Consider the following 25,847-nt stretch of genomic DNA (forward strand, 5'->3'; position numbering starts at 1 on the left):
TATATAATTATCAAGTTTAAAAGGAGGAGCATAATTGTCAGACAAAGAAAAAATATTAAGGTTAAAAGTATTAGAGGATGTTAAAGAATATTATAATGAAGTTTTTAAAAATAAAGAACCTTGGGTAGAGGGTGCTAAAATAAACTATTCGGGTAGATATTTTGATGAAGATGAAATGATAAATCTTACTGAAGCAACTTTAGATTTTTGGCTTACTACGGGTAGGTTTAGTGAAAAATTCGAAAAAGAATTTGCAAAATTATTAGGAGTGAAATATTGTTCCTTAACTAATTCAGGATCATCTGCAAATCTTCTCGCCTTTATGGCTTTAACATCTCCTATGTTAAAAGAAAGAAGAATAAAAAAAGGTGATGAGGTTATAACAGTAGCAGCAGGATTTCCAACTACTATAACTCCAATATTGCAATATGGGGCAGTACCAGTATTTGTAGATATAACTGTGCCAACTTATAATATTGATGTTAATTTGTTAGATGAAGCTTTATCTGAAAAGACAAAAGCTGTTATGATAGCACATACTTTAGGTAATCCATTTAACTTGAAAAAGGTTAAAGAATTTTGTGATAAAAATAATTTATGGTTAATAGAAGATAATTGTGATGGGCTTGGTTCACAATATGAGATCAATGGAGAATTGAAATTCACAGGAACAATTGGAGATATAGGAACTTCAAGCTTTTATCCTCCTCATCATATAACTATGGGAGAGGGGGGAGCTGTATATACAGATAATCCTATTTTAAATAGGATTATAGAATCTTTTAGAGATTGGGGAAGGGATTGTTTTTGTAAATCAGGCTGCGACAATACTTGCAATAAAAGGTTTGCAATAAAATATGGGGATATGCCTCTTGGTTATGATCATAAATATATATATTCACATTTAGGATATAACTTAAAGGTTACAGATATGCAAGCGGCTATAGGTTGTGCCCAACTTAAAAAGCTACCTAAATTTATAGAAAGAAGAATAGAAAATTGGGAATCCTTAAAAGGGAAATTAGAGCATTTAAGTGAATATTTAATTTTGCCTGAAGCTGAGAAAAATTCTAAGCCTAGTTGGTTTGGATTTTTAATGACAATTAAAGATCCTTCAATAAATAGAACAGATTTACTTCAATATTTAGAAGCTAAAGGAATCCAAACTAGATTACTATTTGCAGGAAATATTACAAGGCAACCAATGTTTGAAGACTTTAAAAATAATAAAGATTCATATAGAATTATAGGAAATCTTAAAAATACAGATTTAATTACTACTAATTCATTTTGGGTAGGTGTTTATCCAGGCATGACTGATTCTATGATAACTTATATGGCATCCTCCATTGAGGAATATATTATAAAGAATACAATCAAAAATAATATAATTGGAGGATAGCATTATGAAGGTTGTAATTTTAGCAGGTGGGTTTGGAACTAGGATAAGTGAAGAATCTTACTTGAAACCAAAGCCATTAATAGAGATTGGAGAAAAGCCAATATTGTGGCATATAATGAAAATATATTCTCACTATGGTTTCAATGATTTTATTATATGTGCAGGCTATAAAAGTAATTTAATAAAAGATTATTTTTATAAATTACAGATGTATGAAAATGATGTAACCTTTAATTATGTTAATAAATTTAATATGGAAATTCATGAAAATAATAATAAAAGTAATCCTTGGAATGTTACTGTAGTTGATACAGGCTTAAATACAATGACAGGTGGAAGAATAAAAAGAATAAAAGATTATATAGGTGAGGATGAAGAATTTATGCTTACCTATGGAGACGGGGTAGCAAATGTTAATATAAATGAATTAATAAAAGCTCATAAATCTTCTGGAAAAATAGTAACAGTTACAGCAATAATACCTGTTGGAAGGTTTGGAGTAATGAAAGTAGAAAATAATTTAGTAAAAGAATTTAAAGAAAAGGTATCAGCAGAAGATAGTTGGATAAGTGGTGGATTCTTTATAGCTAATAAAAAAATATTTGATTATTTAGAGGAAGACTCAACAGTACTAGAACAGTATCCATTAAAAACTTTAGCTAAAGAGAATGAACTAGGTGTATATAAGCATACAGGCTTTTGGCAACCTATGGATACCCTGAAGGAAAAAGAGTATTTAGAAGAATTATGGTTTAATAAAAATGCTCCTTGGAAGTTATGGGAATAATATAAAGGCACTTTCAAAAAAAATAATAGACCAATTTGATAGTCTATTATTTTTTTCAAGTGCATAAAATTAGTTTGTAATAAAAGGAGAGTGGATTAATGACTGAAGAAATTAAAAAAAGACCAATATTAACTATAGCGATTCCGACTTATAATAGGTCTATGTTTCTGAATAAGTGTCTAGAAAACATTTATACTCAAATAGGGGATGATCCTAGTGTTGAAGTTTTAGTATGTAATAATTGCTCGTTAGATAATACTGAAGAAATTGTAGAAATGTATAAAAAAATATATAAAAATATAATTTATTTTAAGAATGAAAGCAATATAGGTGTATCAAGAAATATACAAAAGGTATTGGAATTATCTAATGGAGAATATATTAATTTACATGGTGATGATGATTATTTTAATGAAGGAATTTACCGAGAAATAATTAAGATGATTGCTTCTAATAGAGATTGTGATTTAATGTATTTAAAAATGAACCCTAATGACCTTATTTTAAGACGTGGAAAAGGTATGAGTAGTTATCAAATAGATTCAGGAACTGGAGGATGGATTACAGGTATGATCATAAATAATGATGCCTATAAGAAAATTCAAGAAAAAGAAAAGTTTCTATACTCAAATCTTAACCACATATACATTCAACTTGAACTATTAAGAACTAATCCAAATTATTGTGTTTTAAGTACAAACATTAACAGGGCAGACACAGGCTCAGCAGGGGCAGGTGGATATAATATTATAGAAGTAGCTATTAAAAATTATTTAGATATACTCTATAGTTTTAAAAATAATGGATTAACAGAAGAGGAGCTTGAATATCATAAAAGGGCTTCATTGGATATTACGTTTCCATTGATTTATTGGATAATACAGAGTAGATTCCCAATAACTATGGATGGGGCAGCTGAAATATTTACAGAATACTATTCAGAGGAACCGTATTTTGATACTAAACTAGCAGAACTTAAAGGTATAGTAGCATTGAAAGTTTATTAAAGTTTTTTGTTGAAATTTTATTATTAATGGATGTGTAGAGAATATGGTAATGAGTCATAGCTTTTTTGAAGCTCCATTAAATAAGAGTATTAAAGGATGGGGGGGCGGATTATGAAAGGAATTATTTTAGCAGGGGGATCAGGTACTAGATTATACCCAGTAACAAAGGCAATGTCAAAACAAATGGTACCCATATATGATAAACCTATGATTTACTATCCAATGTCAGTTTTAATGTTAGCTGGTATTACGGATATATTAATAATATCAACAGTTAGAGATATTATTAGTTTTAAGGAGTTATTTAAAGATAGCTCAGAGCTTGGAATAAATGTTAAATATGCAGTTCAAGAAGCTCCAAATGGGCTAGCAGAAGCATTTATAATAGGTGAAGAATTTATTGGTGATGATAATGTAGCTATGATACTTGGAGATAATATTTTCTATGGACAAAACTTCTCTAGTCATTTAAAAGAAGCAGCGAGTTTAAAAAGTGGAGCAATAATATTTGGATATTATGTGCAAGATCCAAAAGACTTTGGAGTTGTAGAATTTGATGGTAATGGAAAGGTGATTTCATTAGAAGAAAAACCAAAATATCCTAAATCAAAATATGCAGTACCAGGGCTTTATTTTTATGACAATTCAGTTGTAGAAAAGTCAAAAGCTTTAAAGCCTTCTAATAGAGGTGAATTAGAGATAACTGATTTAAACAAAGTGTATATGGATGAGGGCACATTAAGAGTAAATGTTTTAGGCCGAGGAATGGCTTGGCTGGATACAGGAACACATGAATCAATGTTACAAGCATCAAATTTTGTAGAAGCAATTCAAAATACTCAAGGAACATATATATCTTGTTTAGAAGAAATTGCTTTTAGACAAGGTTGGATAAATACAGATGAATTAAAGAATTTAGCTAAACCATTAATGAAGACTGGCTATGGGCAATATTTAATTGAGATAGTTAAAGAGAACACCCCAGGGGTGTAATATTTTCCAATTGTACAAGGAGTTGTATTAATTTGAGTAATTTTAATTTTATAGAAACTAAAATAAAAGATTTATATATAATAGAACCTAAAGTTTTTGGAGATGAAAGAGGATACTTTATAGAAAGTTATAATAAAAAGGCTTTTTATGAGGCGGGACTTACTATGGAGTTTGTTCAAGATAATGAATCAAAATCTAAAAAAGGTGTTTTAAGAGGAATGCATTTTCAAACTAAGAACACCCAAGGAAAACTAGTTAGAGCAACTCAAGGGGAAGTATATGATGTTGCAGTTGATTTAAGAAAAGGATCACCTACTTATGGGCAGTGGGAAGGTGTACTTCTTACTGCTGAAAATAAGAAGCAATTTTATGTTCCAGAAGGGTTTGCTCATGGATTTTTAGTAGTTTCAGAGGTGGCTATATTTAATTATAAGTGTACAGATTTCTATTCACCAGAATATGATAGTGGTCTTTTATGGAAAGATAAAGATGTTAATATACAGTGGCCCTTAGATGGAATAGATGAAATATTATTATCAGAAAAAGATAAAGTTCAAAAGACCTTAAAAGAATTAGATGTACAATTTATAAAGAAAGGGTAGGGTTATTATGAAAATATTAATAACAGGTTCAAAGGGGCAATTAGGAAATGAAATTCAAAGCATAATAAAAAATGGGAAAGCTGAAATTGGAGTTATAAGTGAAGAAATAAAGAATTCGAAAGTTGTTGCATTAGATATTGAAGATTTAGATATAACAAATTTAGAACAAGTTAAGGAAGTTATATACAGAGAAACACCTGATGTTATAATTAACTGCGCTGCAGCTACTAATGTAGATGGATGCGAAAGTAACCAAGATTTAGCTTTTAAAATAAATTCAATTGGCCCAAGAAACTTAGCAATGGTTTGCCAAGAGGTGGGTTCTAAATTACTGCAAGTTTCAACTGATTATGTATTTAGTGGAGTAGAAAGTAACCCTCGAGCAGAATTTGATTTAACAAATCCATACAGTGTTTATGGAAAAACTAAGTTGATGGGAGAAGATTATGTTAGAGAGTTTTCTACAAAGTACTTTATAGTTAGAACAGCTTGGTTATATGGATATGTTGGGAAAAATTTTGTTTATACAATGATGAGCTTAGGGAAAACAAAGGAGTCAATAGATGTAGTAGATGATCAAAGAGGAAACCCAACTAATGCAAATGATTTGGCATATCATATTCTTAAGTTAATAGAAACAGAAGAATATGGAGTGTATCATTGTACAGGTGCTGGTGAATGTAGTTGGTATGATTTTGCAAAACTTATAATGGAGTTATCAGAAAGAACTTGTGTTGTTAATCCGTGTTCTTCAGAAGAATTTAAAACAGTGGCAAAAAGACCAGAATATTCATCTCTTGATAACATGATGCTAAGATGTACTGTTGGTGATGAAATGAGAGGTTGGAAAGACGCATTAACAAGTTTTATAAAAAATATTAAGTAGAAAAAATATTAAGTAGAAAAAACATTAAGTATAAAAGGGGATATGATTAGTGAAAACTTACTTAGTAACCGGTGGAGCAGGATTTATAGGGTCAAATTTTGTATTGTATATGTTAAATAAATATGAAAATATAAAAATAGTAAATTTAGATAAGTTAACTTATGCAGGTAATTTAGAGAACTTAAAGTTAATTGAAAATGATGAAAGATATGTATTTATTAAAGGGGATATCTGTGATAGAGAATTAGTAAAGAGCATATTTGAAAAATATAAAATAGATTACGTAGCTAATTTTGCAGCAGAATCACATGTTGATAGAAGTATAAAGGAACCCGAAATATTTGCAAAAACAAATGTTATGGGAACAGTTAACTTATTAAACTGTGCAAAAGATTCTTGGGAGACAACAGAGGGGTGGAAAGAAGGTGTTAAATTTCTTCATGTTTCAACTGATGAAGTTTATGGATCACTAGGGGAAACCGGATTCTTTGTGGAAACAACACCACTAAATCCTCATAGCCCATATTCAGCAAGCAAAGCTGGATCAGATTTAATGGTTAAGGCATATGCTGATACATTTAAAATGCCAGTTAATATTACAAGATGTTCAAACAACTATGGTCCATTTCAATTTCCTGAAAAATTAATACCTCTATTAATAAATAATTGTTTAGAACATAAATATTTACCTATATATGGGGATGGAATGAATATAAGAGATTGGTTATTTGTTGGAGATCATGTTAAGGCAATAGATATGGTTATAAATAAGGGACGGCTTGGGGAAGTTTATAATATTGGTGGTCATAATGAAAAAACTAATATTCAAATAGTTGATACGGTTATAAGCTATTTAAATAAAAATGTAGATAAACAAATAACAGAAAACTTAAAGAAATACGTTGAAGATAGAAAAGGTCATGATATAAGATATGGAATAGATCCAAGTAAGATTAAAGAAGAACTTGGATGGTACCCAGAAACTACATTTGAAGTTGGTATAGTAAAAACTATAAAGTGGTATTTAGATAATAAAGAGTGGATGAATAGTATAATGAATCATCCCTATGTAAATGTTAATTGATATTTATTTGAATAAAATGTAAAATTATAGTTAATATAGAAAAATAGGGGGCTAGGTTATGAAAATAAAGTTTATTTTACCTGCATTAGAGGAATCAAAAAGTCCTTATTGGAGACCTATAAAATATTCGCTTTTTCCACCATTGGGTTTAGCAACTCTAGCCTCGTTATGTTCAGAATCAGATGAGATAGAAATAGTTGATGAACATGTTGAGAAGATAAATTTAGATGATGAACCTGACTTGGTTTGTATTGAAAGTTATATTACAAATGCACATAGAGCTTATGAAATCGCTGACAGTTATAGAAAGAGAGGTATAAAGGTAGCAATTGGAGGAATACATGCAACATCTATGCAATCAGAAGCAAAAAAACATGCAGATGTAGTTTTACTTGGATTGGGTGAAGCTAGTTTTCCTAAGTTTCTTTCAGATTTAAGAGCAGGGAAAGCTTTAGAAGTATATGAACAAGGAGAGGTATCTTTAGATGGATTACCGCTACCACGAAGAGATTTATTTAAGAAAGATAAGTATCTTGTACCAAATTCCATGGTGTTTTCAAGAGGGTGCCCTAATAAGTGCTCTTTTTGTTATGTAAACTCTTTTTATAAGAATGGAAAATCTTTTTATGCATATAAAATTGATAGAATTTTAGAGGAGATAGAAAGTATGCCTGGAAAGCATTTATATTTTTTGGATGATAATTTATTTGCAGACAAAAAACTTTCTAAAGAAATATTTAGAGAAATGAGAGGTATGAAAAAAGTATTTCAAGGTGCTATAACAATAGATTCAGTTTTTGATAATGAAACTATAGAGCTAGCTTACGAGGCAGGATTTAGGAGCGCATTTATAGGTTTTGAAAGCATAAATGAAATGAGTTTAGTAAATGCTAATAAACGTTCTAATTTAGGACAAGACTATAGTAAAGCTATTAAGAGGTTAGATGAATTAGGAATTATGATTAATGGTAGCTTTATTTTCGGATTAGATAATGATACCAAGGATGTATTTGATAGAACTACTGAATGGGCAATAAAGAGTGGGATTGCTACTGCTACAAATCATATTCTAACACCTTATCCAGGAACTGTTATATATGAACAAATGAAAAAAGATAATAGAATATTAACAGATGATTGGAGATTATATGATACAAGGCACCTTGTATTTAAACATCCAAATATATCAAAAGAAGAAATGGAAGCTGGATATAATAGAGCTTATGAAAATTTTTATAAGTGGGGAAATATAGTTAAATGTTCAGGAAACCATGAAGAGTTAGGCATGAAATTGAAACATTTAACTTATGCAGGGACTTGGAAAAAGTTTGAGCCAGTATGGAATTTTTTAATTAAAAATGAAAAGTTATTTAAGGCTAGGGGTATGTTAGTAAAAACTTTAAAATAGTATGTATTTAAAGGTAATTATTTCAATATATTTTTGAAATAATTATAATATATTTATAAGGGAGATAAATTTCAAAGTATTGAGGGGGATATTTATGAAGTGTCTAGTTATTCATGGCAGCCCAAGAAGGGGAAATACATGGGATGTATTAAATTTAGTAAAAGAAGAAATGAAGAAAAATGGTGATGTTGAATTTATTGATATTGAGCTAAGGAAACAAGGGATTCCAAGTTGTGTTGGATGTTTTAATTGTATTATGAAAGGTGAAAATAAATGTCCTCATAAAGATATTATAAGTAATATTACTACTAAACTTGAAAAAGCAGATGCATTAATTATTACATCTCCTGTTTATTCACTTCAAGTTACAGGTTTATTAAAAGATTTCATAGATCATATGTCATATAATTTCCATAGACCAAGATTTTTTACTAAGAAAGCATTAGTTATAACTACAACTGCAGGTGCTGGACATACGGATGTAGCTAATTATATAAAGAAAGTACTTCATTACTGGGGATTTAATTATGTTAATACCTTACCAATTGCATATAGAGGATTAGAACTAAATAATAAAAATAATGAGAGAATTCATAAAGCTGCTAAAAACTTTATGAATGATTTAAACTCAAATAAACTTCATAAGCCAAGTATAAAATCAGTAGCAATGTTTAACATATGGAGAGGTATGGCTAATGAAAAAAATAAATTTGGAAGCGCAGACTATGATTATTGGAATGAGACAGAGTTAAATAAATATCCATTTTCTCCAAAAGTAGAAATAGGTATATTAAAAAATGGAATAGGAAATTTTATATATAAAATGATGAAAAAACATAAGTAATACGCTAAAGTTAAAATTAGTGTATTACTTATTTTAAATAGGTAGTTGAAGAAACTACATAATCTTTAAACACTTTTGAAATTGGAGACATATAGGAATCCTTAAGGTAACCCATATAAATAACTCTATCTTTAATCTTTTCTTTAATTTTTATAATGGATAGAGTATTTGTATTAATAACTGGTGTATTTGGAACTAGTGAAATACCAGCACCAGCAGCGACTAAACCTTCGAGCATGCTAGATTCGCTAGGTTGTATAGAGATTTTAGGAATATAACCTAAGTACTCAGAGTATGAAAGCATATTGTCTTTACTTGACTCGCAAAATGCAACAAATGATTCATCTTTTAATTCTTTTAAAGAAATCTCAGTTCTAGTTGAAAGAATATGATTTTTAGGAACTATTAAAACATATTCTTCTCTTTTTATAGGAATTGATTCAATGTCAGTGTGAGAATCAATACTATCTACATAATCATAAAATCCTAAATCTATTTTCCCACTTTTTAAATCTTTTAATATTCCTGGGACAGATTGATGATTAAATTTAAAGTTACTATTAGGACTTTTATTTAAAAAATCACTAATTATAAAAGGCATAAAATATGTTCCAATACTAGATGTAGAAGAAATAGAGATTGTTCCAGTTACTGGATTGATTATATCTTGAAGTTCCTTTACGCCTTGTTCTATTTCAGTTAAAGCTAAATTACTATGAGTTAAAAATATTTTGCCAAAGCGAGTAAGTTTAATGTTTCGACCACTCTTTTCAAATAAAGGTACATTTAATTCATTTTCTAATTTTGATATTGATTTGCTTAAAGCTGGTTGAGTTACAGATAATAATTTTGAAGCAGTTGTAAAATTCTCAGTTTCAGCTATTATTTTAAGGTACTCTAATTGTTGTAAATTCATTTTAATCCTCCTTGGATAATTCAGGTATATTATTTGATAGAAATCTAAAAAATAGTATTTCATATAACTATAACTAAAAGTTATAGTTATATGAAAAAAGTGAATTAGACGTAGTAAGTTTATAGGTGATATAATCACAATATAATATTTGATGATCCACTTAATATATTTAGTAATTATAAATTTTATTTATGGATATGTCAAAAGGGGGAGCCTCAAATTATGAGTAATATATTTAATAAAGAAATAAAAGAAGTAATGACAAAGAGACATTCAGTAAGGAACTATGAAAATAGACTTTTATCAAAAGAGATAATAGGAAAAATAGAAAAGTATATAAATGAAGCGAAAAATCCTTTTAATGGAAACGTAAGAATTAAATTAATACAAAAAGATGATAGTAATAAAGACGTAAAACTTGGAACATATGGAGTAATAAAAGGGGCTAATTATTTTTTAGCAGTTGCTTCAGAAAAGGGAGAACTTGATTTAGAATCCCTTGGTTATGTTTTTGAAAAAGTAGTTTTATATTGTACATTTTTAGGGCTTGGAACTGTATGGATGGGGGGGACCTTTAGTAAAAGTACATTTGCAAAAGCTATGAATATAAAAGAAAACGAAACTATTTCAATAGTTTCACCTTTAGGATATGAAGGTGGTAAAAAATCATTACTTGCATCAATGATGGGAAGTAAGAATAAAAAACGAAAAAGCTATGAAGAAGTTTTCTTTAATAATAATTTTAACAATTCACTTTCAAAAAAAGATGCAGAAAGTTATAGTGAAGTGCTAGAAATGGTAAGAATTGCACCATCAGCTATGAACAAACAGCCTTGGAGAATATTAAAGATAGGAAATAAATTTCACTTTTACACAGCGGGTAAAATAGAAATGAATAGAATAGATATAGGAATTGCACTTTGCCATTTTCATTTAATGGCTGAAGAACAAAATCTAAATGGAGAATTTAAAATTATAGATCCTAAAATAGAAAGTGAATATAAATATGTTATGTCATGGATAGGTTAAATTTATAAAAGAGGGAGACAAAATTATGATGAATGTAAATAAAGAGAAATGTATAGCTTGTCAGTTATGTATTAAAGATTGCCCAGTAAGAGATATAGAACTTGTAGATGGAAAAGCAAAAGTTAAAAATATAAATTGCATTAAGTGTGGTCATTGTATAGCTATTTGTCCTAAAGACGCTGTATCAACAGATGATTATAATATGGATGAGGTAAAAGAGTATAATAAAGAAACTTTTGATATAAATGCAGATAACTTATTAAATTCAATTAAATTTAGAAGAAGTGTAAGACATTTTAAAAATAAAGAAGTAGAAATAGAAAAACTTTCTAAAATTATAGAAGCAGGAAGATTTACTCAAACAGGAATTAATAGTCAAAATGTATCTTATGTAGTAGTAAAAGAAGGTATAGAAGAGTTAAAGGTTATGGGGCTTGAAAGCTTAAATGAAGCAGGAAAAGGAATACTTGCTAATTTAACACCAGAAACAATGGTATATAAAAGGTATGCACAAATTTGGATGAATATGTATGAAAGTTATAAAAAAGATCCAACTATAAGAGATGGATTATTCTTTAATGCACCTGCTATAATTCTTGTTGTTTCAGATTCAGAAGTTAATGCAGGGTTAGCCTCTTCAAATATGGAACTTATGACTAATGCACTAGGTCTTGGAACATTCTTTAGTGGATTCTTTATAAAAGCGGCTCAAGGAAATAAAAGTATTATGAATTATTTAGGATTAGATGAAAATAAAAAAATAGTTACATGTATGGTAATTGGATATCCAAGTGTAAAATATTCAAGAACAGTACCAAGAAAAAATGCGAATATATTATGGAAATAAAAAAAAAATTATATGTTTAGTGAAAAACTGCAATGAAATTATAAAATTTTGTTGCAGCTTTTTGTTTGCAAATAAATATAGGGGTATTAAATTTACACATCAATAGAAAATCTCCATAGAAAATCTTTGGCTTCCTCTGCATAATCAATACCTATCCTTTTGGTCTCTATTATATCAAAATCCCTATATTGATCATCAATTATATACAAATCACCTTTTACATGTATTTCTTTATAATTATCTTCCTTATTAATACCATATGCTAAGCATAATTTTGAAGGCCCATTAGTTAAATTATTTTTTTGGTATTTAGTCAATTGATTATTTTCCTTTCCATATCTCCTAATACTAATATAGTCAATTTCATTTAATGGCTTAACTGCTCTTATTAAAACAGCTTCAGCTTTACCCTCCTGTCCAGAAACTATATTAAAACAATGATATAATCCATAAATAAAATATACATAGGCAATGCCACCCTCCTTATATAGTGGGTCAGTTCTTTTTGTAACACTTCTGCCGTAGGCGTGACAAGCTTTGTCAATTTCAGCTATATAGGCTTCTGTTTCTATTATTCTTCCCTTTAAAATTCGACCATCAATTTCTCTTACTAATACCTTACCTAGCAAATCCTTTGCTAAATCTAATGCTCCTTTTACATAAAAATCTTTCTCTAACATTAAATATATTCTCCCTTTTATATTTTTTTGTTGAATTGTTTTTGTAGATATGTGCAAATTTCATTTAATGCTTTATCTGCTTTTTTTGTAAGGTTACCCATAGAAATAAAACCATGTGTAACACCTTTATATCTAGTAGAAATTACATATACACCTGCTTCCTTTAATTTGTTTCCATAAGATTCACCCTCATCCCTAAGTGGATCAAATTCAGCTGTAATTATAAGCGTATCAGGTAATCCATTAAAATTTTCAGATAATAAAGGAGATGCATATTCACTCCTCCTATCTTCTAATATTGGAGTATATAGGTCGATAAATTTCTCAGAGTTTTCCCTTGTAAGATTATAATCCATACCAAAATAAGACCAAGATTCAGTATTTAGCTCATAAATGTTTGTAGATGGATATATTAGTACCTGAGAAGTTATATGAGGGCCAGATTTATCACGTGCCATTTGAGAAACTACAGCAGAAAGGTTAGCACCAGCACTGTCGCCTACAATAGATATTAGATTTGAGTTTCCGTTAATACTTTTAGCATTTAAATAAACCCATTGAAGCACATTATACATGTCATTAAGCCCAGATGGAAAAGGATTTTCTGGTGCAAGGCGATAATTTACAGATACTACTATAGCCTTTGAATTTTTTGAAAGTTTCCTGCAAATATGATCATAGTCATCAATAGTACCACTTATCCAACTACCTCCATGAGCATATATTATCAAAGGAAAATCATTGCCATTATCAGGCGTATATATTCGTACTGGTACTTGATTTGAAGAGGTTTTTATATCCATATTTTTTATATTGGAAAAGGATATAGGCTTAGGGCTCCATTTTGTTGCACTTTTATGTAAGGCTTCACGTATTTCATATGTTGATTTTTCTTTAAGTGAAGTAGGGCTAAAGTAATTATTTATTTTTGTAACTACACCAAAAACTTTATCAAGCTTACCATAACTTGTTGTAGTTAAATTTTTAATCATAAAAGAACTATATATCATAACAAATAAGATAACAATTGAAAAAATCCAAAATACTTTTTTCTTTTGCATTTAATAAAACCTCCACCATTATATTAAGATAACCTATTAGCAAATATTCACTAGGGTTTTTAATGGAAAAATATAATGTCAGTAATAGTATACCCATATAAATTATAATAATCAGTTTAATCATATGTATAAACTGATTATTATAATTTGGCTTTATTAGATACACTAAGGGGAATTTAAAAGAGTATCTTTATGATGTTATTTTTTGAATATTCCTAAGTCTACTATATGCACAAAGTTTGAGATGTATATTGAGATAGTGATATAATAGTATAAAATAATATAAAAAATTACAAATTTCTAGTAAATAGATGGAATGAGTAAAAGGTAGAAGGAGAAATAACTATGAAATTATTTAAGAAGGCACCATGCAATGAAGCTCTTTGTATAATTAAAAATGTTGAAGATAGAATGAATGGAAAAATAGTGGAGAATCCCCAAATAGACTATCCTATTCACAAAACATTATTTAAACATTTTGACAAGCTTTTAGCAAGTGAAAAGAAAATGTCTATGGGGTCTGAACAACTAGTAAATATTACAGCTTCTTTAAGCGATTTTGATGTGAAAATGACACATTCTTCGGGTAAGCTAATAAATTTTGCAAAAGATATGTCAAGTTTAAGTGAATCTAACCTGGCTATAGTAGAAGAAATTACTGCGAATATGAATCAAGTAAATGAGACGATAGGAAATACATCTGAGACAATGGATCAGCTAGCTAGCGCTTCTAAAGCTTTAGTTTTGAAAAATGATGAGGGTATGCTTCAATTAAATGAAGTTAATATATTAAAAGAGAATGTTATGAAAGATTCAACTATAATGAGCGAGCAAATAAAGCATTTAGTTGACATGGCTGTCAAAGTAAATGAAATAGTAAATGGAGTGGAAGCAATAGCAGAACAAACAAATTTACTAGCACTTAATGCGTCTATTGAAGCAGCACGTGCAGGAGAATTTGGAAAAGGGTTTGCAGTTGTAGCTGATGAAATTAGAAAATTAGCAGATAACACTAAGATTAATTTGGATGAAATGAGGGTTTTTGTAAATAACGTACATCAAGCAGCAAATGGTGGACAAGAAAGTATGAATAATACAATGAAATCTACGAATAATATGAATTCAAAGTTAGATACTATATCTGGAACTATGAAAGAAAATGTATCTATGCTAAGGGGTACAATTGAAGATGTACATAAGATATCAGAATCAATGGGTGAGATAAAGGAAGCAGCGACACAAATAAACCAAGCTATGGATGCATCAACAAGGGATGTGGAAAAACTAAATTATATGACACAGAATATTCATTCTGATGCTACTGAAAGTGCTGGAAATGCTAAACAAATATCAAAAATTGATGAAGAGCTTAGTAATATTGCAAGGAATATGATATCTTCTTTAAATGGTGGAGTAAATGCAATAACAAATCAGGAGTTGATAAATAATCTTTCAAAGGCAAAAGAAGCTCATGGTAATTGGATGAAAAATTTAAAACGAATTGTAGATGAAAAGAAAACTTATCCAATTCAAACCAATTCAAAAAGATGTGCTTTTGGTCATTTTTATCACTCTATTACCGTAAATAATCCATATATAGTTGAAGCCTGGAATGAAATTGATAAGGCTCATGAGGGATTACACAGTATGGGGAAAAAAGTAGTTGAAGCAATTGAAGATAAGGATTTTAAAAAGGCTAACACTTTTTATTTAGACGTAGAAAAATTATCAAGAGAGGTATTTTCTCATATAAATGATACTATTGAAATTATTAAAAATAACTCTAAAGAAGGCGTAGAAGTGCTAAAATATATGAAGTAAAAAACCTATTAGAAAAAAATAACAATGATTTGCAGAAAATTCAGGATTAAAAGTAGATATAAATAATGATATGCACCTTTGGATATGATTTACATAAATTAATATAACAATAATTTTTTTAGGAGATTACTTTGGAAAAAGGATATATATTAGTAAGGCTATTTAAGGTGATGGATGCGTTACCTAAAACTAGGGGCAGTCTTAAGATTACTAATGCTGAAAATGGAAATATAGTTTATGAAAAAGATGATGCATTTGATATTAGTGGAAGAAGTGAAATAATAGAGGTAGATACTCCAGAAAAGAGCTTATCACAACAACCATATGAAAGCGGTATAATTCCTTACGGAAGGTATAATTTAGATGTTTTATCGGATGGCTTTGTAGAGGTTATTGTGGAGGGGGTAAGTGTTTTTGAGGAAAATACATCAATACAGAATATTGAACTAAAAGAGGAAGATAAGATTAGTGAATTTACTTCTTTACCAGAGATAATTGTTATACCAGAGCAACAACTAGTACTTAAAGAACAAAGAGACAAGCAGATAGGAACAATGGAATACCCATTTGTTTTGGATAAAGTATATATACCACAATTTATTGTAGTGCATTTAGGCTATCCAAATTCAGGTGCTGAAAATGTGACAGTAGGATTTGTTGATTACATTAAAAATGTTGCTTCAAGTGAAATTTATCCAACTTGGCCAGAAGAATCACTAAAGGCAAATATTTATTGCCAAATATCTTTTGCACTAAATAGAATTTATACAGAATGGTATAGAAATAAAGGATATTCATTCCAGATTACAAACTCAACTGCCTATGATCAATATTTTATAAAAGGTAGAAATATATATGAAAATATAAGTAAAATAGTTGATGAAATTTTTAGTAAATATATTATAACTATTGGAAATAAAACTCCGTTTTTTGCACAGTACTGTAATGGTACAACTGTTAAATGTGATGGATTATCACAATGGGGTTCGGTTGATTTAGCAAATGCAGGGGTAGAAGCTTTAGATATTATAAAATATTATTTTGGATATGACAAAGATTTAGTTAGAGCAACTGTTATTGAAGGAGTACCTGAGTCGTATTCAGGGGCACCCCTTAGACTTAATGATATAAATGAAAATGTAAAAATAATTCAAAAGCAATTAAATAGAATTTCTAAAAATTTTCCGGCTATTCCTAAAATTGTTTCTGTAGAGGGTAAGTTTGATAAGCAAACTGAAGATTCGGTTAAGACTTTTCAGAAGGTTTTTAACCTAACTCAAGATGGAATTGTTGGAAGAGCTACTTGGTATAGGATATCAGATATTTACGTTGGAGTAAAAAGATTAGCAGAGCTTAATCAAGAACCAGAGATAGATGAAGAAAATCAAAAACCAGGAGTAGAAAGGCACTATCCAGGCTATGTACTAAAGGAAAATTTAGTTGGAGAGGATATTAAATGGCTGCAAACTTATTTACAAGCAATATCAAGAGTTTATAAAAAAATTCCAAGGATAGAAGTTGATGGAGTGTTCAACAAAGGAACAAAGAATGCGGTAATAGCCTTTCAAAAGGAATTTGAATTAAATGATGATGGAAATGTTGGTGTTAATGATTGGAATAAATTAATATCAGTATATGATAGCTTAGATAGTGGGAAAAATATTAATAAATCAGATATACTATATAGTTATCCTGGATTTAACTTAGAGCTTGGGGATAAAGATGGATATGTTACTGTTTTGCAACAATATATAAATGTAATTGCAAAAAATAATTATAGGATAGATGAAATACCTGTAACTGGGGAGTTTGATAACAATACTAAGATTGCAGTTGAAAAATTACAAAAAGAATTTGGATTAAAAGTTAGTTGTATAGTTGACGAAATTACTTGGGAGAAAATATCTTCAACTTATGAAGATTTATATACTGGTAGAGAAATTAAAGAAAAAAGAAGTAAATCAAGAAAATCTAAGTAAATAGGGATGCGATATTTTTATTATATTGAAATTCCCTTTTTCTTATATATATATTTATTATTACTAAAAAGGAGCTCTTAGTGGAGCTCCTTTTGCATTTTTAAAATAGTTATTATTTGAGAAAATTTGAGTATTTACCAAAATTTACTTGAACTCCATCTGTGTCTAATGTATAATCACAGTAATAGCATGTTGGAGGTGATAGTTTGAATGTAATAATTTCTTCGCTTTCCCAGACTCCTATATACAAGCAGATTACTAACCAAATTAAAGAACAAATTTTTAAGGGTATTATAAAAGGAGAAGAGCAACTTCCATCTATTAGAGTTATGTCAAAGGATTTAAGAGTTGGAATAGTAACAGTTAAACGGGCTTATGAAGAGTTAGAAAAACAAAATCTTGTTATAACAATTCCAGGTAGGGGTTGCTTTGTAAATCAAATTGATTTAGATAAAACAAAAGAACTTCATCTAATTGAGTTAAAAAAGAAATTAGATGAAATCAAAGATTTTGCTGATAACTCTAATATTGAAAAAATAGAAATTACAAAAATTATTAATGATATCTATGGAGGTTAATATTATGAGAAATGCTTTAGAAATTAAAAATCTTTGTGTAAAAAATGGAGATTTTGAATTAAAATCTATAAATTTAACTATACATAAAGGAAGTGTTATGGGGCTTATAGGAAGAAATGGTGTTGGAAAAACAACATTAATTAAATCAATAGTAAATCAACTTCAACATTCAAGTGGAGAAGTATTATTTGATGGATTAAGGATGTATGGTAATGATGAAAAAGTTAAATCGAAAATTGGAGTAGTTTTTGATGATCTAATATATACCATTGTTAAGCCTAAGCACATTGTAAAAATGATAGCTCCATTTTATGATGAATTTGATATTAATAAATATAACTTATTAATGGATAAGTTTGAATTGAATCCAAATAAAAACTTAACCAAATATTCAAAAGGCATGAAAACTAAATTTAATGTAATTATGGCACTTTGTCATAATCCAGATTTAATAATTCTTGATGAACCAACTGCAGGTCTTGACCCTATTTCTAGAGCCGAAATTATTGATTTTTTTCTTGAAATTATGCAAGACGAAAATAAAGCTATTCTTTTCTCAACACATATTTTAAGCGATTTAGAAAAAATTGCTGATTATATAACACTAATGGATAAAGGAGAAATTGTTTTTTCAATGGATAAAGAAACATTAATAGAAAAATACTCTATAATTCAAGTGGATAAATCAGCAATTTCTGATGAACTAAAAAGAAATATAAAAGGCTTAAAAGAAAATATTTTTGGATACCAAGGCTTGGTTGAAGATAGAGAACCTTTTAAAAATATACCTGGTGTAAAATTTGCCCATGTTAGTATTGAAGATGTAATGATTCTTAGAGGGGGACTGAATAAGGATGCTTAAAAAAATAAGAAGTTTTCAAAGGGTCTTTTTCTTTCAAAATAATTTTGATCCAACTAAATCATCAAAACATGTAGGGAAAATATTTTTTATGTTTATCTTTTTTAGTATTGCTTATAATATTATTGTCGGAGGAGATGCTAACGTAATTGCTATTGGAATTATGCCTATAGGATTTGTTTACCAAAGTGTAAACAAAAAGATAAAACTTTGGGAGTTGTTACCGGTATCTAATAAATTTGCTATTTATAATATATTTTTTAGTTTTTACCATTTCATTTTTATTGTAGTTATGATAGTAAGTGGATTTGCCGTTGTTTCATTTATAGTTATGTGGTTATTTTCACGTGGGAATTCAAACCTTTTATTAAATAATTGGAATTGGTTTTTAGCAGATATTAAAGGGTTTTTTATATGTGGGGGTATAATTAGTATTCTGTTTTTCTTTAGTATAGGTAATATATGTATTGCTATATGCTTTATTAAAGATATAAAATATAGGATTGGTTCACTTATTACTATTTTTGTTTTATTCTTCGTATCTGCTTATGTATTTAAGTTAATCTATAATATAAAATTATCTAGTGCATTAGCTAATATAGAGAATATAAATTTTAAATATATACTTCTAGGTATTTCTTCAATACTATTTATAATCTCTTTATTTGGAGGGATTAAAATAGCATTAAATCTTCATAAAAAAATAGTTATTAATGAATAAGGAGGATTTATGATTAAGAAAATAATAGCATTTCAAAGAATTCTTTTTAAAAGTTTAATTACAAATTTGAATACAAAATATAATTTTTTATTGTTTTTAGAAATTTTTATTTTCAATATAGTAATTCTAAATATCCCAGACTTGGGTGGAGTTTTAAATAATATTCCATTACTAATTTTTTCATTACTTGCATTACACATTACTTTTAGTAGCAAAGTAAAACATTTTGAGCTTTTACCTGTATCTAAAAGATTTTATATATGTAATATATTTTTATATTGCATTTTGTTAAATATTTTTATTAACGTAATTATTATTTTTGTTATGTTTTCTTTAATAGGATTATTTCTAATTATTAATTTTGTTTTTTCAATAGGAATTATTACTGGTGGGGATGATAATTTTAGTTTAATACAAGCATTTACTCAAAATTGGAAAGAGGAGTTATTTAGTAAACTATCCCATTTAATATTTATAGCCTTTGGTACTAGTTTTGTTTTTATAAAATCAAAAGTAATAAAATTATTATCTATATTACTAACTTGTGGAACATATATAATATTACTTTTATTTGTAGATAGAAATTTGCTATTTGTTAATGGAAATATTGCACAAGATTTCTTTGGGAAATTTTCAGCATATCAACAAGCAGATACAATATTAATAATCACAGTAATATTAACGCCAATTATTTTTATATGTTCATATAGAATATGCAATTTTTTCTATGGACAGAAATTTAAAATTAGAAACTAGAAAAATATAAGAAATCTAATTCACTACAGTACTTTTAGGTACTGTAGTGAATTTTTTTTGAATTTATAATGGATTTAGGAATTTCTAAGTAGTAAGGTAGATTGACTAATACCAGTTTCTAAGTAAACTAAATCGGTACTATTTTTTATTTAGTGGATATATTAATTAATATAGATAATTAATATATTAAAGATAGTTAGGGTAACTAAGGCATATAACAATAAATATGAAGTACAAGAGAGAAAGGATGATTTAAAGTGGATATACTAAAGGAAACAGGGGAATTAGGCGACTATATAATTGCACTAAGAAGAGAATTTCATAAACATCCTGAGCTTGCACTAGAGGAATATGAAACGTCAAAAAAAATAAAAGAGGAATTAGACAAAATAGGAGTGACATATGTAGAATGTGGAAAAACAGGGGTAATTGCAACGGTAGGTAAAGGTACAGGTAGAACTATTGCATTGAGAGCAGATATGGATGCTTTAAAAATAGAAGAAAATACGGGCGTAGATTATACTTCTGAAAACTTAGGGGTAATGCATGCTTGTGGTCATGATTCACATATGGCATCACTTATTGGAGCTACAATTATTTTGAAAAAATATGAAGATGAATTGCCAGGAAAAATTATTATAATATTTCAGCCTGCAGAAGAAAATTCTAGTGGGGCAAAGCTTATAGTTGAGTCTGGACATTTAGATAAAGTAGATGAGATATTTGGGCTACATGTTTTTGGTGATATTGAATGTGGCAAGATTTCTATACAAAAAGGTAATAGAATGGCAGCATCACAGAAGTTTAAAATATTTATTAAGGGAAAATCGGGACATGCAGGTAAGCCTCATCAATGTGTTGATGCGACTTTGGTATGTGCAGCAACTGTTATGGGAATCCAAGCTATTGTAAGCAGAGAAATTGATCCTATAGATCCAGCAGTAGTAACTATTGGGCATATGGTATCTGGAGCTTCTCATAATATTATTTCTGGGGAGGCACTTATTGAAGGAACTGTTAGAATGTTTTCGGATGAAAATGCAAAGAAAATAGAAACTTCTATAAAAAGAATTGCATATAGCACAGCAATTGCACATGGAGCAGTTGCTATAATTGAATATAATATTTCTTCACACCCCGTGGTGTTTAATGATGAGGCAGCAGTTAAAACGGCATTAGAAGGAGCTAGAAAGATATTTGATAAAGAAAATATAGTGTGTATTCCAAAAATGATGCTTGGGGAAGATTTTTCAATATATCAAAAGAAAATACCAGGAGTTTTTGTATTTGTAGGTGGGGGAAACTCAAAGATAGGAAGGGATTTTCCAAATCACAATGAAAGATTTAATATAGATGAAAGGGCAGTTTTAATAAGCACTAAGCTATATTTAGCTTATGCATTAGAAGCCTAAGTTACAATGAGGAAAAATATAATTATAGAATTTAACACAGTACAAAAAATACTGTGTTGTATTTTTTTATTTACCTGAAAGTTAAGTATTTAGCTAAAAAATAAATAAGTATTACCTTTACATTTTTGAAATATACTATGCTTTAATTAAATCGATAATGTTGCAATAAATGTAAAGGTAATTTATGATATTTATAGAATGGGTATTTAATAGTTGGCATGCATTATTATAGGAATATGATATAATTGAGCAAAGATTTAAATTATAAAAATACAAATAAAAGAGGTAACATAAGATGAGTAGATATTTTAATGATCAAGAAGTTGAGTTATTAGCCCCTGTTGGGAATTTTGAAATTTTCAAATCTGTAATAAATAGTGGCGCTGATGCAGTTTATTTAGGGGGTAAAATATTTAACATGCGTATGCATAGAAAAGATTTTAACTTTACTAATTTTGAGCTAGAGGAAGCAATACAAATAGCACATTCTTTAGGGAAAAAAGTATATATAACAGTAAATAATTTATTAAGTTCAGATGATTTATTACAGGCTGAAGAGTATTTTAGATATTTAGATAGAATACAACCAGATGCTCTAATAGTACAGGATATGAGTGTAATAAAGTTAATTAAAGATTTAGGGTTGAATTTAAATGTACATTCATCTGTAATGATGAATGTACATAATTTTGATACTATAGAAAAATTACAAAAACTTGGAGTTACAAGGGTAGTTATGCCAAGGGAATTAGATTTAAATACAGTAAAACAACTATCTAGTAAAACAGATATGGAATTTGAATATTTTGTTCATGGAGATATGTGTGTGGCTCATGGAGCTCAATGTATGTATAGTGGAATGTTATTTGGGAAAAGCGGTAGTAGAGGCTTGTGTATGAAGCCTTGTCGTTGGTCTTATAAAATAAATAAAGGTGGAGAAGAGTATAATACAAGTTTCCCTATGGCAGTAAAAGATATGTATATGTATGAAAATATTCCAGAATTAATTGAAGCTGGAATTGTATCTTTTAAAATTGAAGGAAGAATGAGAGATACAGATTATCTTGTAGATTTAGTGAATTCTTATAGTGATTCTATTGATAGATATATAGAAGATCCTATTAATTATGATAGAAAGAAAGATTCTATAAAACTGTATGAAAGTAGAAAAAGAGATTTCTCAACTGCATATGCTTTTGGAAATCCTGGTCTTTTAAATATAAATGAGCGTTATGAAGGTACAGGTAAGCTTTATAGTACTGGGAAGGTATTTAGTAGCCCTATGGACGAATTTGAAATAAAAGAAGAAAGAGTAGAACATGTTAAGGCTATTCTAGAAACCCATAATAAAATTAATAATAAGGCAGAACTTAGTGTAAAAGTAAACTCCTATGAATCAGCTATGGTAGCAATAGAAGAGGGAGTGGACAAGGTATATTTATCAGGAGAGGTATTTAAACCAAACCTTCCATTTAATAAAAAGGAAATAATAGATATAGCTAAAAATAAGAAAAATTCTAAAGTATACTTAGGTATGCCAAGAATGATGTCTGAAGGAGATCTTTCAAAGTATAATCATTTACTAAGAAATAATAAATTAGGAATAGATGGTCTATTAGTTACAAGTCTAGGTAATATAAGCAAATTTGATGATTTAGGATTAGAACTTATTGGAGATTATTCATTAAATATATATAATCGAATTTCAGCAGATTTCTATAAAAATCAAGGTTTAAGTTTAGCCGCAATATCCTGTGAATCACCAGTTAAGAACACAAAGGATATATTAATAGGATCATCATTACCTTTAGAAATAATAGTACATGGTTCACCAGTTGTAATGTATATGAGTCATGATATATATGAAAATACTAAAGTGTTAGAGAAAACTAAAAATGTAGAGAGAAAATATATGGATAAAGATGTTTTATTATTAGTAGACGATAAAGGCAATGAACATCCTATATATATAGATAATGCAGGGAAAAATCACATGTTATTATCTAAAGAACTATGTTATATGCCAATACTTAAAGAATTAAGTGAACTTGGAGCTAAATGTTTTAGAATAGAGGCTTGTAATTATGATAATGATACATTAAGAAAGATTATAAAATCCTATAAAAAAGCAATAGATAATTTAGAACTTTGTAAGGAAATATTTAATGAATTTGATTATAATTGTTCAGGGTTTACATTAGGGGCAATGCAGTTTGATTAAGGTTGGCAAAAGGAAATAACTAAGGAGGAAGAGGATTTTGATTGGAGCAGAAAAGATAATTGAAAAGAAAAAGGAATATTTATTTCCATCATCTCAAGGGAATCATTTTTACAAAAATCCACCGCAAATAGTAAAGGGGGATATGCAGTATTTATATGATGATAAAGATAATAAGTACATAGATTTTTTTGCAGGAGTATCAGTAATGAACTGTGGTCATTGCAATAAAGAAATAGTGGAAGCATCAATAAATCAAATGAGAACTCTTCAACATACAACAATACTTTATTTAACAGAGCCTATGGTTAATTTAGCAGAGAAATTAGCAACTGTGCTTCCAGGGGATTTAAGGCGTTCATTTTTTTGTTGTACAGGATCAGAGGCAAATGAAGGGGCTATGCTATTAGCTAGATTATATACAGGGAAAAATGAATTTATCGCATTAAACAACGGGCTACATGGAAGAACTTATTTAACAATGAGTGCTACTGCTATACCTATGTGGAGAGCAGATCAGGATTTATCAGCATCAATACATTTTGCTAAAAATATAATAAATGAAAAACTTAATATAGATGAAGCAGCAAAAGAATCCTTAAGGAGTATTGAAAAAATAATTAATACAAGAGGCGCTGAAAATATAGCAGCATTAATAGCAGAACCGATACAAGGAAATGGAGGAATAATAACTCCGCCACTTTGGTATTTTAAAGAATTAAAAAGTATCTTAGAAAAGAATAAAATATTATTAATAATTGATGAAGTACAAACTGGTTTTGCAAGAACAGGTAAAATGTTTGCCATAGAAAACTATGATGTGGTACCAGATATAATTACAGTGGCGAAGGCACTAGGAAATGGTATGCCAATATCAGCTTTTTGCACTAATGATGAAATAGCAAAAGCATTCACAAAGCCATCTGCATCAACACTCGGAGGAAATCCAGTTTCATCAGCTACTGCAATAGCAGTTCTAGATTATATAGAACAAAATCAGCTTTGTAAAAAAGCTGAAGAACTGGGGATCATTTTAAAGGGAAAATTAGAAAATTTAAAAAACAAACATAACATAATAAAAGATGTAAGAGGCATAGGCTTAATGCTAGGTGCAGAATTAGTAAAAGAAAATGGAGAGCCTGCAAGCGAGGAAACTGACATAATATTAGAAAAGTTAAAAGATAGGGGACTAATAGTAGGTAAAAATGGATTAGGTAGAAATGTATTAGCTTTTCAACCACCATTAGTAATAACAGAAGAAAATATAGAAACTTTAATAACTAACTTAGATCAAGTTTTAGATCAAGTTTTAGATCAAGTAAAATAAATAATTTAAAAAAGTAAAGCAAGGCAAATAGGATATCACAGTAATGGTGGTATCCTATTTTGTAGTATAAATTTTTAAAATAACTGAGGGTTTCCTAACTAGACAAGATACACAAGGTTATTTACACCCACCACTTATTTTTAAAATTAATTCTTCTACAAGTTCATCTATAACATAATTTAAATTTTCAATTTCATCAAATGTAATATCTTTAATATGTATTCCACAGCAGACAACTACAGTGCTATTAATTCTGCTACATATTTTTTTTGCCGCATTTTGTACTATGATATCTTCTTTGTGACCTGTTATTGTTAGTAGAGATACTGATGAACTTATTTTATTGTTGCCATAAAGACTAAGCCTTGGAATACCAAGTGCAACAGCACCTATATGAGGAGTTTCACCGCCATATATACTTATATTCCAATCAGTACCCATGTTTATAGCTGAACAATTTATATTATGATTTCTAAATATTCTTGTTAATTGAAACATGTATATCCTCCTTTGGGGATTTTTTATAATTATAATATATATGATAGGAAAAATATATATTAAAGATAGTATAAATATATATTGAAGGTAGTAATTTGTTGAAATAGAAATGGAAATGTAGTAATATGAGAG

Annotated in this window: 24 protein-coding genes; 20 read left to right on the forward strand and 4 right to left on the reverse strand. The window is 28.7% G+C overall.

The window, feature by feature from the left end; translation table 11 throughout:
• Positions 1–34: 34 nt before the first annotated feature.
• The 9 genes from rfbH to BLS77_RS00220 all read left to right on the forward strand — a co-directional run bounded on the left by rfbH (position 35) and on the right by BLS77_RS00220 (position 9,013).
• Positions 35–1,402, forward strand: a complete 1,368-nt coding sequence (rfbH, locus tag BLS77_RS00180; protein ID WP_089964672.1) for a lipopolysaccharide biosynthesis protein RfbH — start codon at positions 35–37, stop codon at positions 1,400–1,402.
• A 4-nt stretch (positions 1,403–1,406) separates the two neighbouring features.
• Positions 1,407–2,189, forward strand: a complete 783-nt coding sequence (rfbF, locus tag BLS77_RS00185) for a glucose-1-phosphate cytidylyltransferase (RefSeq protein ID WP_089964674.1) — start codon at positions 1,407–1,409, stop codon at positions 2,187–2,189.
• Positions 2,190–2,287: 98 nt separating this feature from the next.
• The gene (locus BLS77_RS00190; RefSeq protein WP_089964676.1) at positions 2,288–3,196 is read left to right on the forward strand and encodes a glycosyltransferase family 2 protein; all 909 of its coding nucleotides are present in this window, start codon (positions 2,288–2,290) and stop codon (positions 3,194–3,196) included.
• A gap of 111 nt (positions 3,197–3,307) precedes the next feature.
• On the forward strand, positions 3,308–4,189 hold the full coding sequence (rfbA, locus tag BLS77_RS00195; protein WP_089964679.1) for a glucose-1-phosphate thymidylyltransferase RfbA: 882 nt from the start codon (positions 3,308–3,310) through the stop codon (positions 4,187–4,189).
• Between the two features lie 32 nt (positions 4,190–4,221).
• Positions 4,222–4,791: a dTDP-4-dehydrorhamnose 3,5-epimerase gene (gene rfbC / locus BLS77_RS00200; protein ID WP_089964681.1), complete on the forward strand. Its 570-nt coding sequence runs from the start codon at positions 4,222–4,224 to the stop codon at positions 4,789–4,791.
• 7 nt (positions 4,792–4,798) lie between these two features.
• Positions 4,799–5,677 (forward strand): dTDP-4-dehydrorhamnose reductase, encoded by an 879-nt coding sequence (gene rfbD / locus BLS77_RS00205; protein ID WP_089964683.1) that lies wholly within the window; start codon positions 4,799–4,801, stop codon positions 5,675–5,677.
• Between the two features lie 49 nt (positions 5,678–5,726).
• The gene (gene rfbB / locus BLS77_RS00210) at positions 5,727–6,761 is read left to right on the forward strand and encodes a dTDP-glucose 4,6-dehydratase (RefSeq protein ID WP_089964685.1); all 1,035 of its coding nucleotides are present in this window, start codon (positions 5,727–5,729) and stop codon (positions 6,759–6,761) included.
• Positions 6,762–6,819: 58 nt separating this feature from the next.
• A complete protein-coding gene (locus BLS77_RS00215) occupies positions 6,820–8,169 on the forward strand; it encodes a B12-binding domain-containing radical SAM protein (RefSeq protein WP_089964687.1) in 1,350 nt (449 codons plus the stop codon).
• A gap of 94 nt (positions 8,170–8,263) precedes the next feature.
• Positions 8,264–9,013, forward strand: coding sequence for a flavodoxin family protein (locus BLS77_RS00220; RefSeq protein ID WP_089964689.1), 750 nt, complete (start codon positions 8,264–8,266; stop codon positions 9,011–9,013).
• A gap of 28 nt (positions 9,014–9,041) precedes the next feature.
• Here the strand turns inward: BLS77_RS00220 and BLS77_RS00225 are convergent, their stop codons facing one another.
• The gene (locus tag BLS77_RS00225) at positions 9,042–9,929 is read right to left on the reverse strand and encodes a LysR substrate-binding domain-containing protein (protein ID WP_089964691.1); all 888 of its coding nucleotides are present in this window, start codon (positions 9,927–9,929) and stop codon (positions 9,042–9,044) included.
• A gap of 222 nt (positions 9,930–10,151) precedes the next feature.
• Here BLS77_RS00225 and BLS77_RS00230 point away from each other — a divergent pair, with 222 nt between their 5' ends.
• The gene (locus BLS77_RS00230; RefSeq protein WP_089964693.1) at positions 10,152–10,958 is read left to right on the forward strand and encodes a nitroreductase family protein; all 807 of its coding nucleotides are present in this window, start codon (positions 10,152–10,154) and stop codon (positions 10,956–10,958) included.
• Between the two features lie 25 nt (positions 10,959–10,983).
• The gene (locus tag BLS77_RS00235) at positions 10,984–11,805 is read left to right on the forward strand and encodes a nitroreductase family protein (RefSeq protein WP_089964695.1); all 822 of its coding nucleotides are present in this window, start codon (positions 10,984–10,986) and stop codon (positions 11,803–11,805) included.
• A 92-nt stretch (positions 11,806–11,897) separates the two neighbouring features.
• Here the strand turns inward: BLS77_RS00235 and BLS77_RS00240 are convergent, their stop codons facing one another.
• On the reverse strand, positions 11,898–12,485 hold the full coding sequence (locus tag BLS77_RS00240; RefSeq protein WP_089964697.1) for a DNA-3-methyladenine glycosylase: 588 nt from the start codon (positions 12,483–12,485) through the stop codon (positions 11,898–11,900).
• A gap of 17 nt (positions 12,486–12,502) precedes the next feature.
• Entirely contained in the window at positions 12,503–13,546 is a 1,044-nt protein-coding gene (locus BLS77_RS00245; RefSeq protein ID WP_089964699.1) for an alpha/beta hydrolase, read from the reverse strand.
• 345 nt (positions 13,547–13,891) lie between these two features.
• Here BLS77_RS00245 and BLS77_RS00250 point away from each other — a divergent pair, with 345 nt between their 5' ends.
• From BLS77_RS00250 to BLS77_RS00290, 9 genes are all read left to right on the forward strand, one after another.
• A complete protein-coding gene (locus BLS77_RS00250) occupies positions 13,892–15,367 on the forward strand; it encodes a methyl-accepting chemotaxis protein (protein WP_089964701.1) in 1,476 nt (491 codons plus the stop codon).
• 131 nt (positions 15,368–15,498) lie between these two features.
• Positions 15,499–17,346, forward strand: coding sequence for a peptidoglycan-binding domain-containing protein (locus BLS77_RS00255; protein ID WP_089964703.1), 1,848 nt, complete (start codon positions 15,499–15,501; stop codon positions 17,344–17,346).
• 206 nt (positions 17,347–17,552) lie between these two features.
• Positions 17,553–17,924, forward strand: a complete 372-nt coding sequence (locus tag BLS77_RS00260; protein ID WP_089964705.1) for a GntR family transcriptional regulator — start codon at positions 17,553–17,555, stop codon at positions 17,922–17,924.
• Positions 17,925–17,928: 4 nt separating this feature from the next.
• On the forward strand, positions 17,929–18,786 hold the full coding sequence (locus BLS77_RS00265; protein WP_175490718.1) for an ABC transporter ATP-binding protein: 858 nt from the start codon (positions 17,929–17,931) through the stop codon (positions 18,784–18,786).
• Positions 18,779–19,504 (forward strand): hypothetical protein, encoded by a 726-nt coding sequence (locus BLS77_RS00270; protein ID WP_089964709.1) that lies wholly within the window; start codon positions 18,779–18,781, stop codon positions 19,502–19,504. The genes BLS77_RS00265 and BLS77_RS00270 overlap by 8 nt, the downstream gene beginning before the upstream one ends.
• Positions 19,505–19,513: 9 nt before the next feature.
• The gene (locus tag BLS77_RS00275; protein ID WP_089964711.1) at positions 19,514–20,260 is read left to right on the forward strand and encodes a hypothetical protein; all 747 of its coding nucleotides are present in this window, start codon (positions 19,514–19,516) and stop codon (positions 20,258–20,260) included.
• A 257-nt stretch (positions 20,261–20,517) separates the two neighbouring features.
• Entirely contained in the window at positions 20,518–21,672 is a 1,155-nt protein-coding gene (locus BLS77_RS00280; RefSeq protein WP_089964713.1) for a M20 metallopeptidase family protein, read from the forward strand.
• A 295-nt stretch (positions 21,673–21,967) separates the two neighbouring features.
• On the forward strand, positions 21,968–23,893 hold the full coding sequence (locus BLS77_RS00285; protein ID WP_089964715.1) for a peptidase U32 family protein: 1,926 nt from the start codon (positions 21,968–21,970) through the stop codon (positions 23,891–23,893).
• Between the two features lie 37 nt (positions 23,894–23,930).
• A complete protein-coding gene (locus BLS77_RS00290; protein ID WP_089964717.1) occupies positions 23,931–25,217 on the forward strand; it encodes an aspartate aminotransferase family protein in 1,287 nt (428 codons plus the stop codon).
• 117 nt (positions 25,218–25,334) lie between these two features.
• On the opposite strand, the gene lpdD is transcribed toward BLS77_RS00290, so the two are convergent.
• A complete protein-coding gene (gene lpdD, locus BLS77_RS00295) occupies positions 25,335–25,715 on the reverse strand; it encodes a prenylated flavin chaperone LpdD (RefSeq protein WP_089964718.1) in 381 nt (126 codons plus the stop codon).
• Between the last annotated feature and the right edge of the window lie 132 nt (positions 25,716–25,847).

It is taken from the genome of Clostridium gasigenes (genome assembly GCF_900104115.1).
Lineage (GTDB): Bacteria > Bacillota > Clostridia > Clostridiales > Clostridiaceae > Clostridium > Clostridium gasigenes.

What these genes read in the sequence shown, in the direction of transcription:
- BLS77_RS00235 (WP_089964695.1), top strand. Translation starts at nt 10,984, where the DNA reads ATGATGAATGTAAATAAAGAGAAATGTATAGCTTGTCAGTTATGTATT.
- BLS77_RS00285 (WP_089964715.1), top strand. Translation starts at nt 21,968, where the DNA reads ATGAGTAGATATTTTAATGATCAAGAAGTTGAGTTATTAGCCCCTGTT.
- BLS77_RS00225 (WP_089964691.1), bottom strand. Translation starts at nt 9,929, where the DNA reads ATGAATTTACAACAATTAGAGTACCTTAAAATAATAGCTGAAACTGAG.
- BLS77_RS00220 (WP_089964689.1), top strand. Translation starts at nt 8,264, where the DNA reads ATGAAGTGTCTAGTTATTCATGGCAGCCCAAGAAGGGGAAATACATGG.
- rfbF (WP_089964674.1), top strand. Translation starts at nt 1,407, where the DNA reads ATGAAGGTTGTAATTTTAGCAGGTGGGTTTGGAACTAGGATAAGTGAA.
- rfbA (WP_089964679.1), top strand. Translation starts at nt 3,308, where the DNA reads ATGAAAGGAATTATTTTAGCAGGGGGATCAGGTACTAGATTATACCCA.
- BLS77_RS00265 (WP_175490718.1), top strand. Translation starts at nt 17,929, where the DNA reads ATGAGAAATGCTTTAGAAATTAAAAATCTTTGTGTAAAAAATGGAGAT.
- BLS77_RS00245 (WP_089964699.1), bottom strand. Translation starts at nt 13,546, where the DNA reads ATGCAAAAGAAAAAAGTATTTTGGATTTTTTCAATTGTTATCTTATTT.
- BLS77_RS00215 (WP_089964687.1), top strand. Translation starts at nt 6,820, where the DNA reads ATGAAAATAAAGTTTATTTTACCTGCATTAGAGGAATCAAAAAGTCCT.
- BLS77_RS00275 (WP_089964711.1), top strand. Translation starts at nt 19,514, where the DNA reads ATGATTAAGAAAATAATAGCATTTCAAAGAATTCTTTTTAAAAGTTTA.
- BLS77_RS00190 (WP_089964676.1), top strand. Translation starts at nt 2,288, where the DNA reads ATGACTGAAGAAATTAAAAAAAGACCAATATTAACTATAGCGATTCCG.
- rfbD (WP_089964683.1), top strand. Translation starts at nt 4,799, where the DNA reads ATGAAAATATTAATAACAGGTTCAAAGGGGCAATTAGGAAATGAAATT.
- lpdD (WP_089964718.1), bottom strand. Translation starts at nt 25,715, where the DNA reads ATGTTTCAATTAACAAGAATATTTAGAAATCATAATATAAATTGTTCA.
- BLS77_RS00250 (WP_089964701.1), top strand. Translation starts at nt 13,892, where the DNA reads ATGAAATTATTTAAGAAGGCACCATGCAATGAAGCTCTTTGTATAATT.
- BLS77_RS00230 (WP_089964693.1), top strand. Translation starts at nt 10,152, where the DNA reads ATGAGTAATATATTTAATAAAGAAATAAAAGAAGTAATGACAAAGAGA.
- BLS77_RS00240 (WP_089964697.1), bottom strand. Translation starts at nt 12,485, where the DNA reads ATGTTAGAGAAAGATTTTTATGTAAAAGGAGCATTAGATTTAGCAAAG.
- BLS77_RS00270 (WP_089964709.1), top strand. Translation starts at nt 18,779, where the DNA reads ATGCTTAAAAAAATAAGAAGTTTTCAAAGGGTCTTTTTCTTTCAAAAT.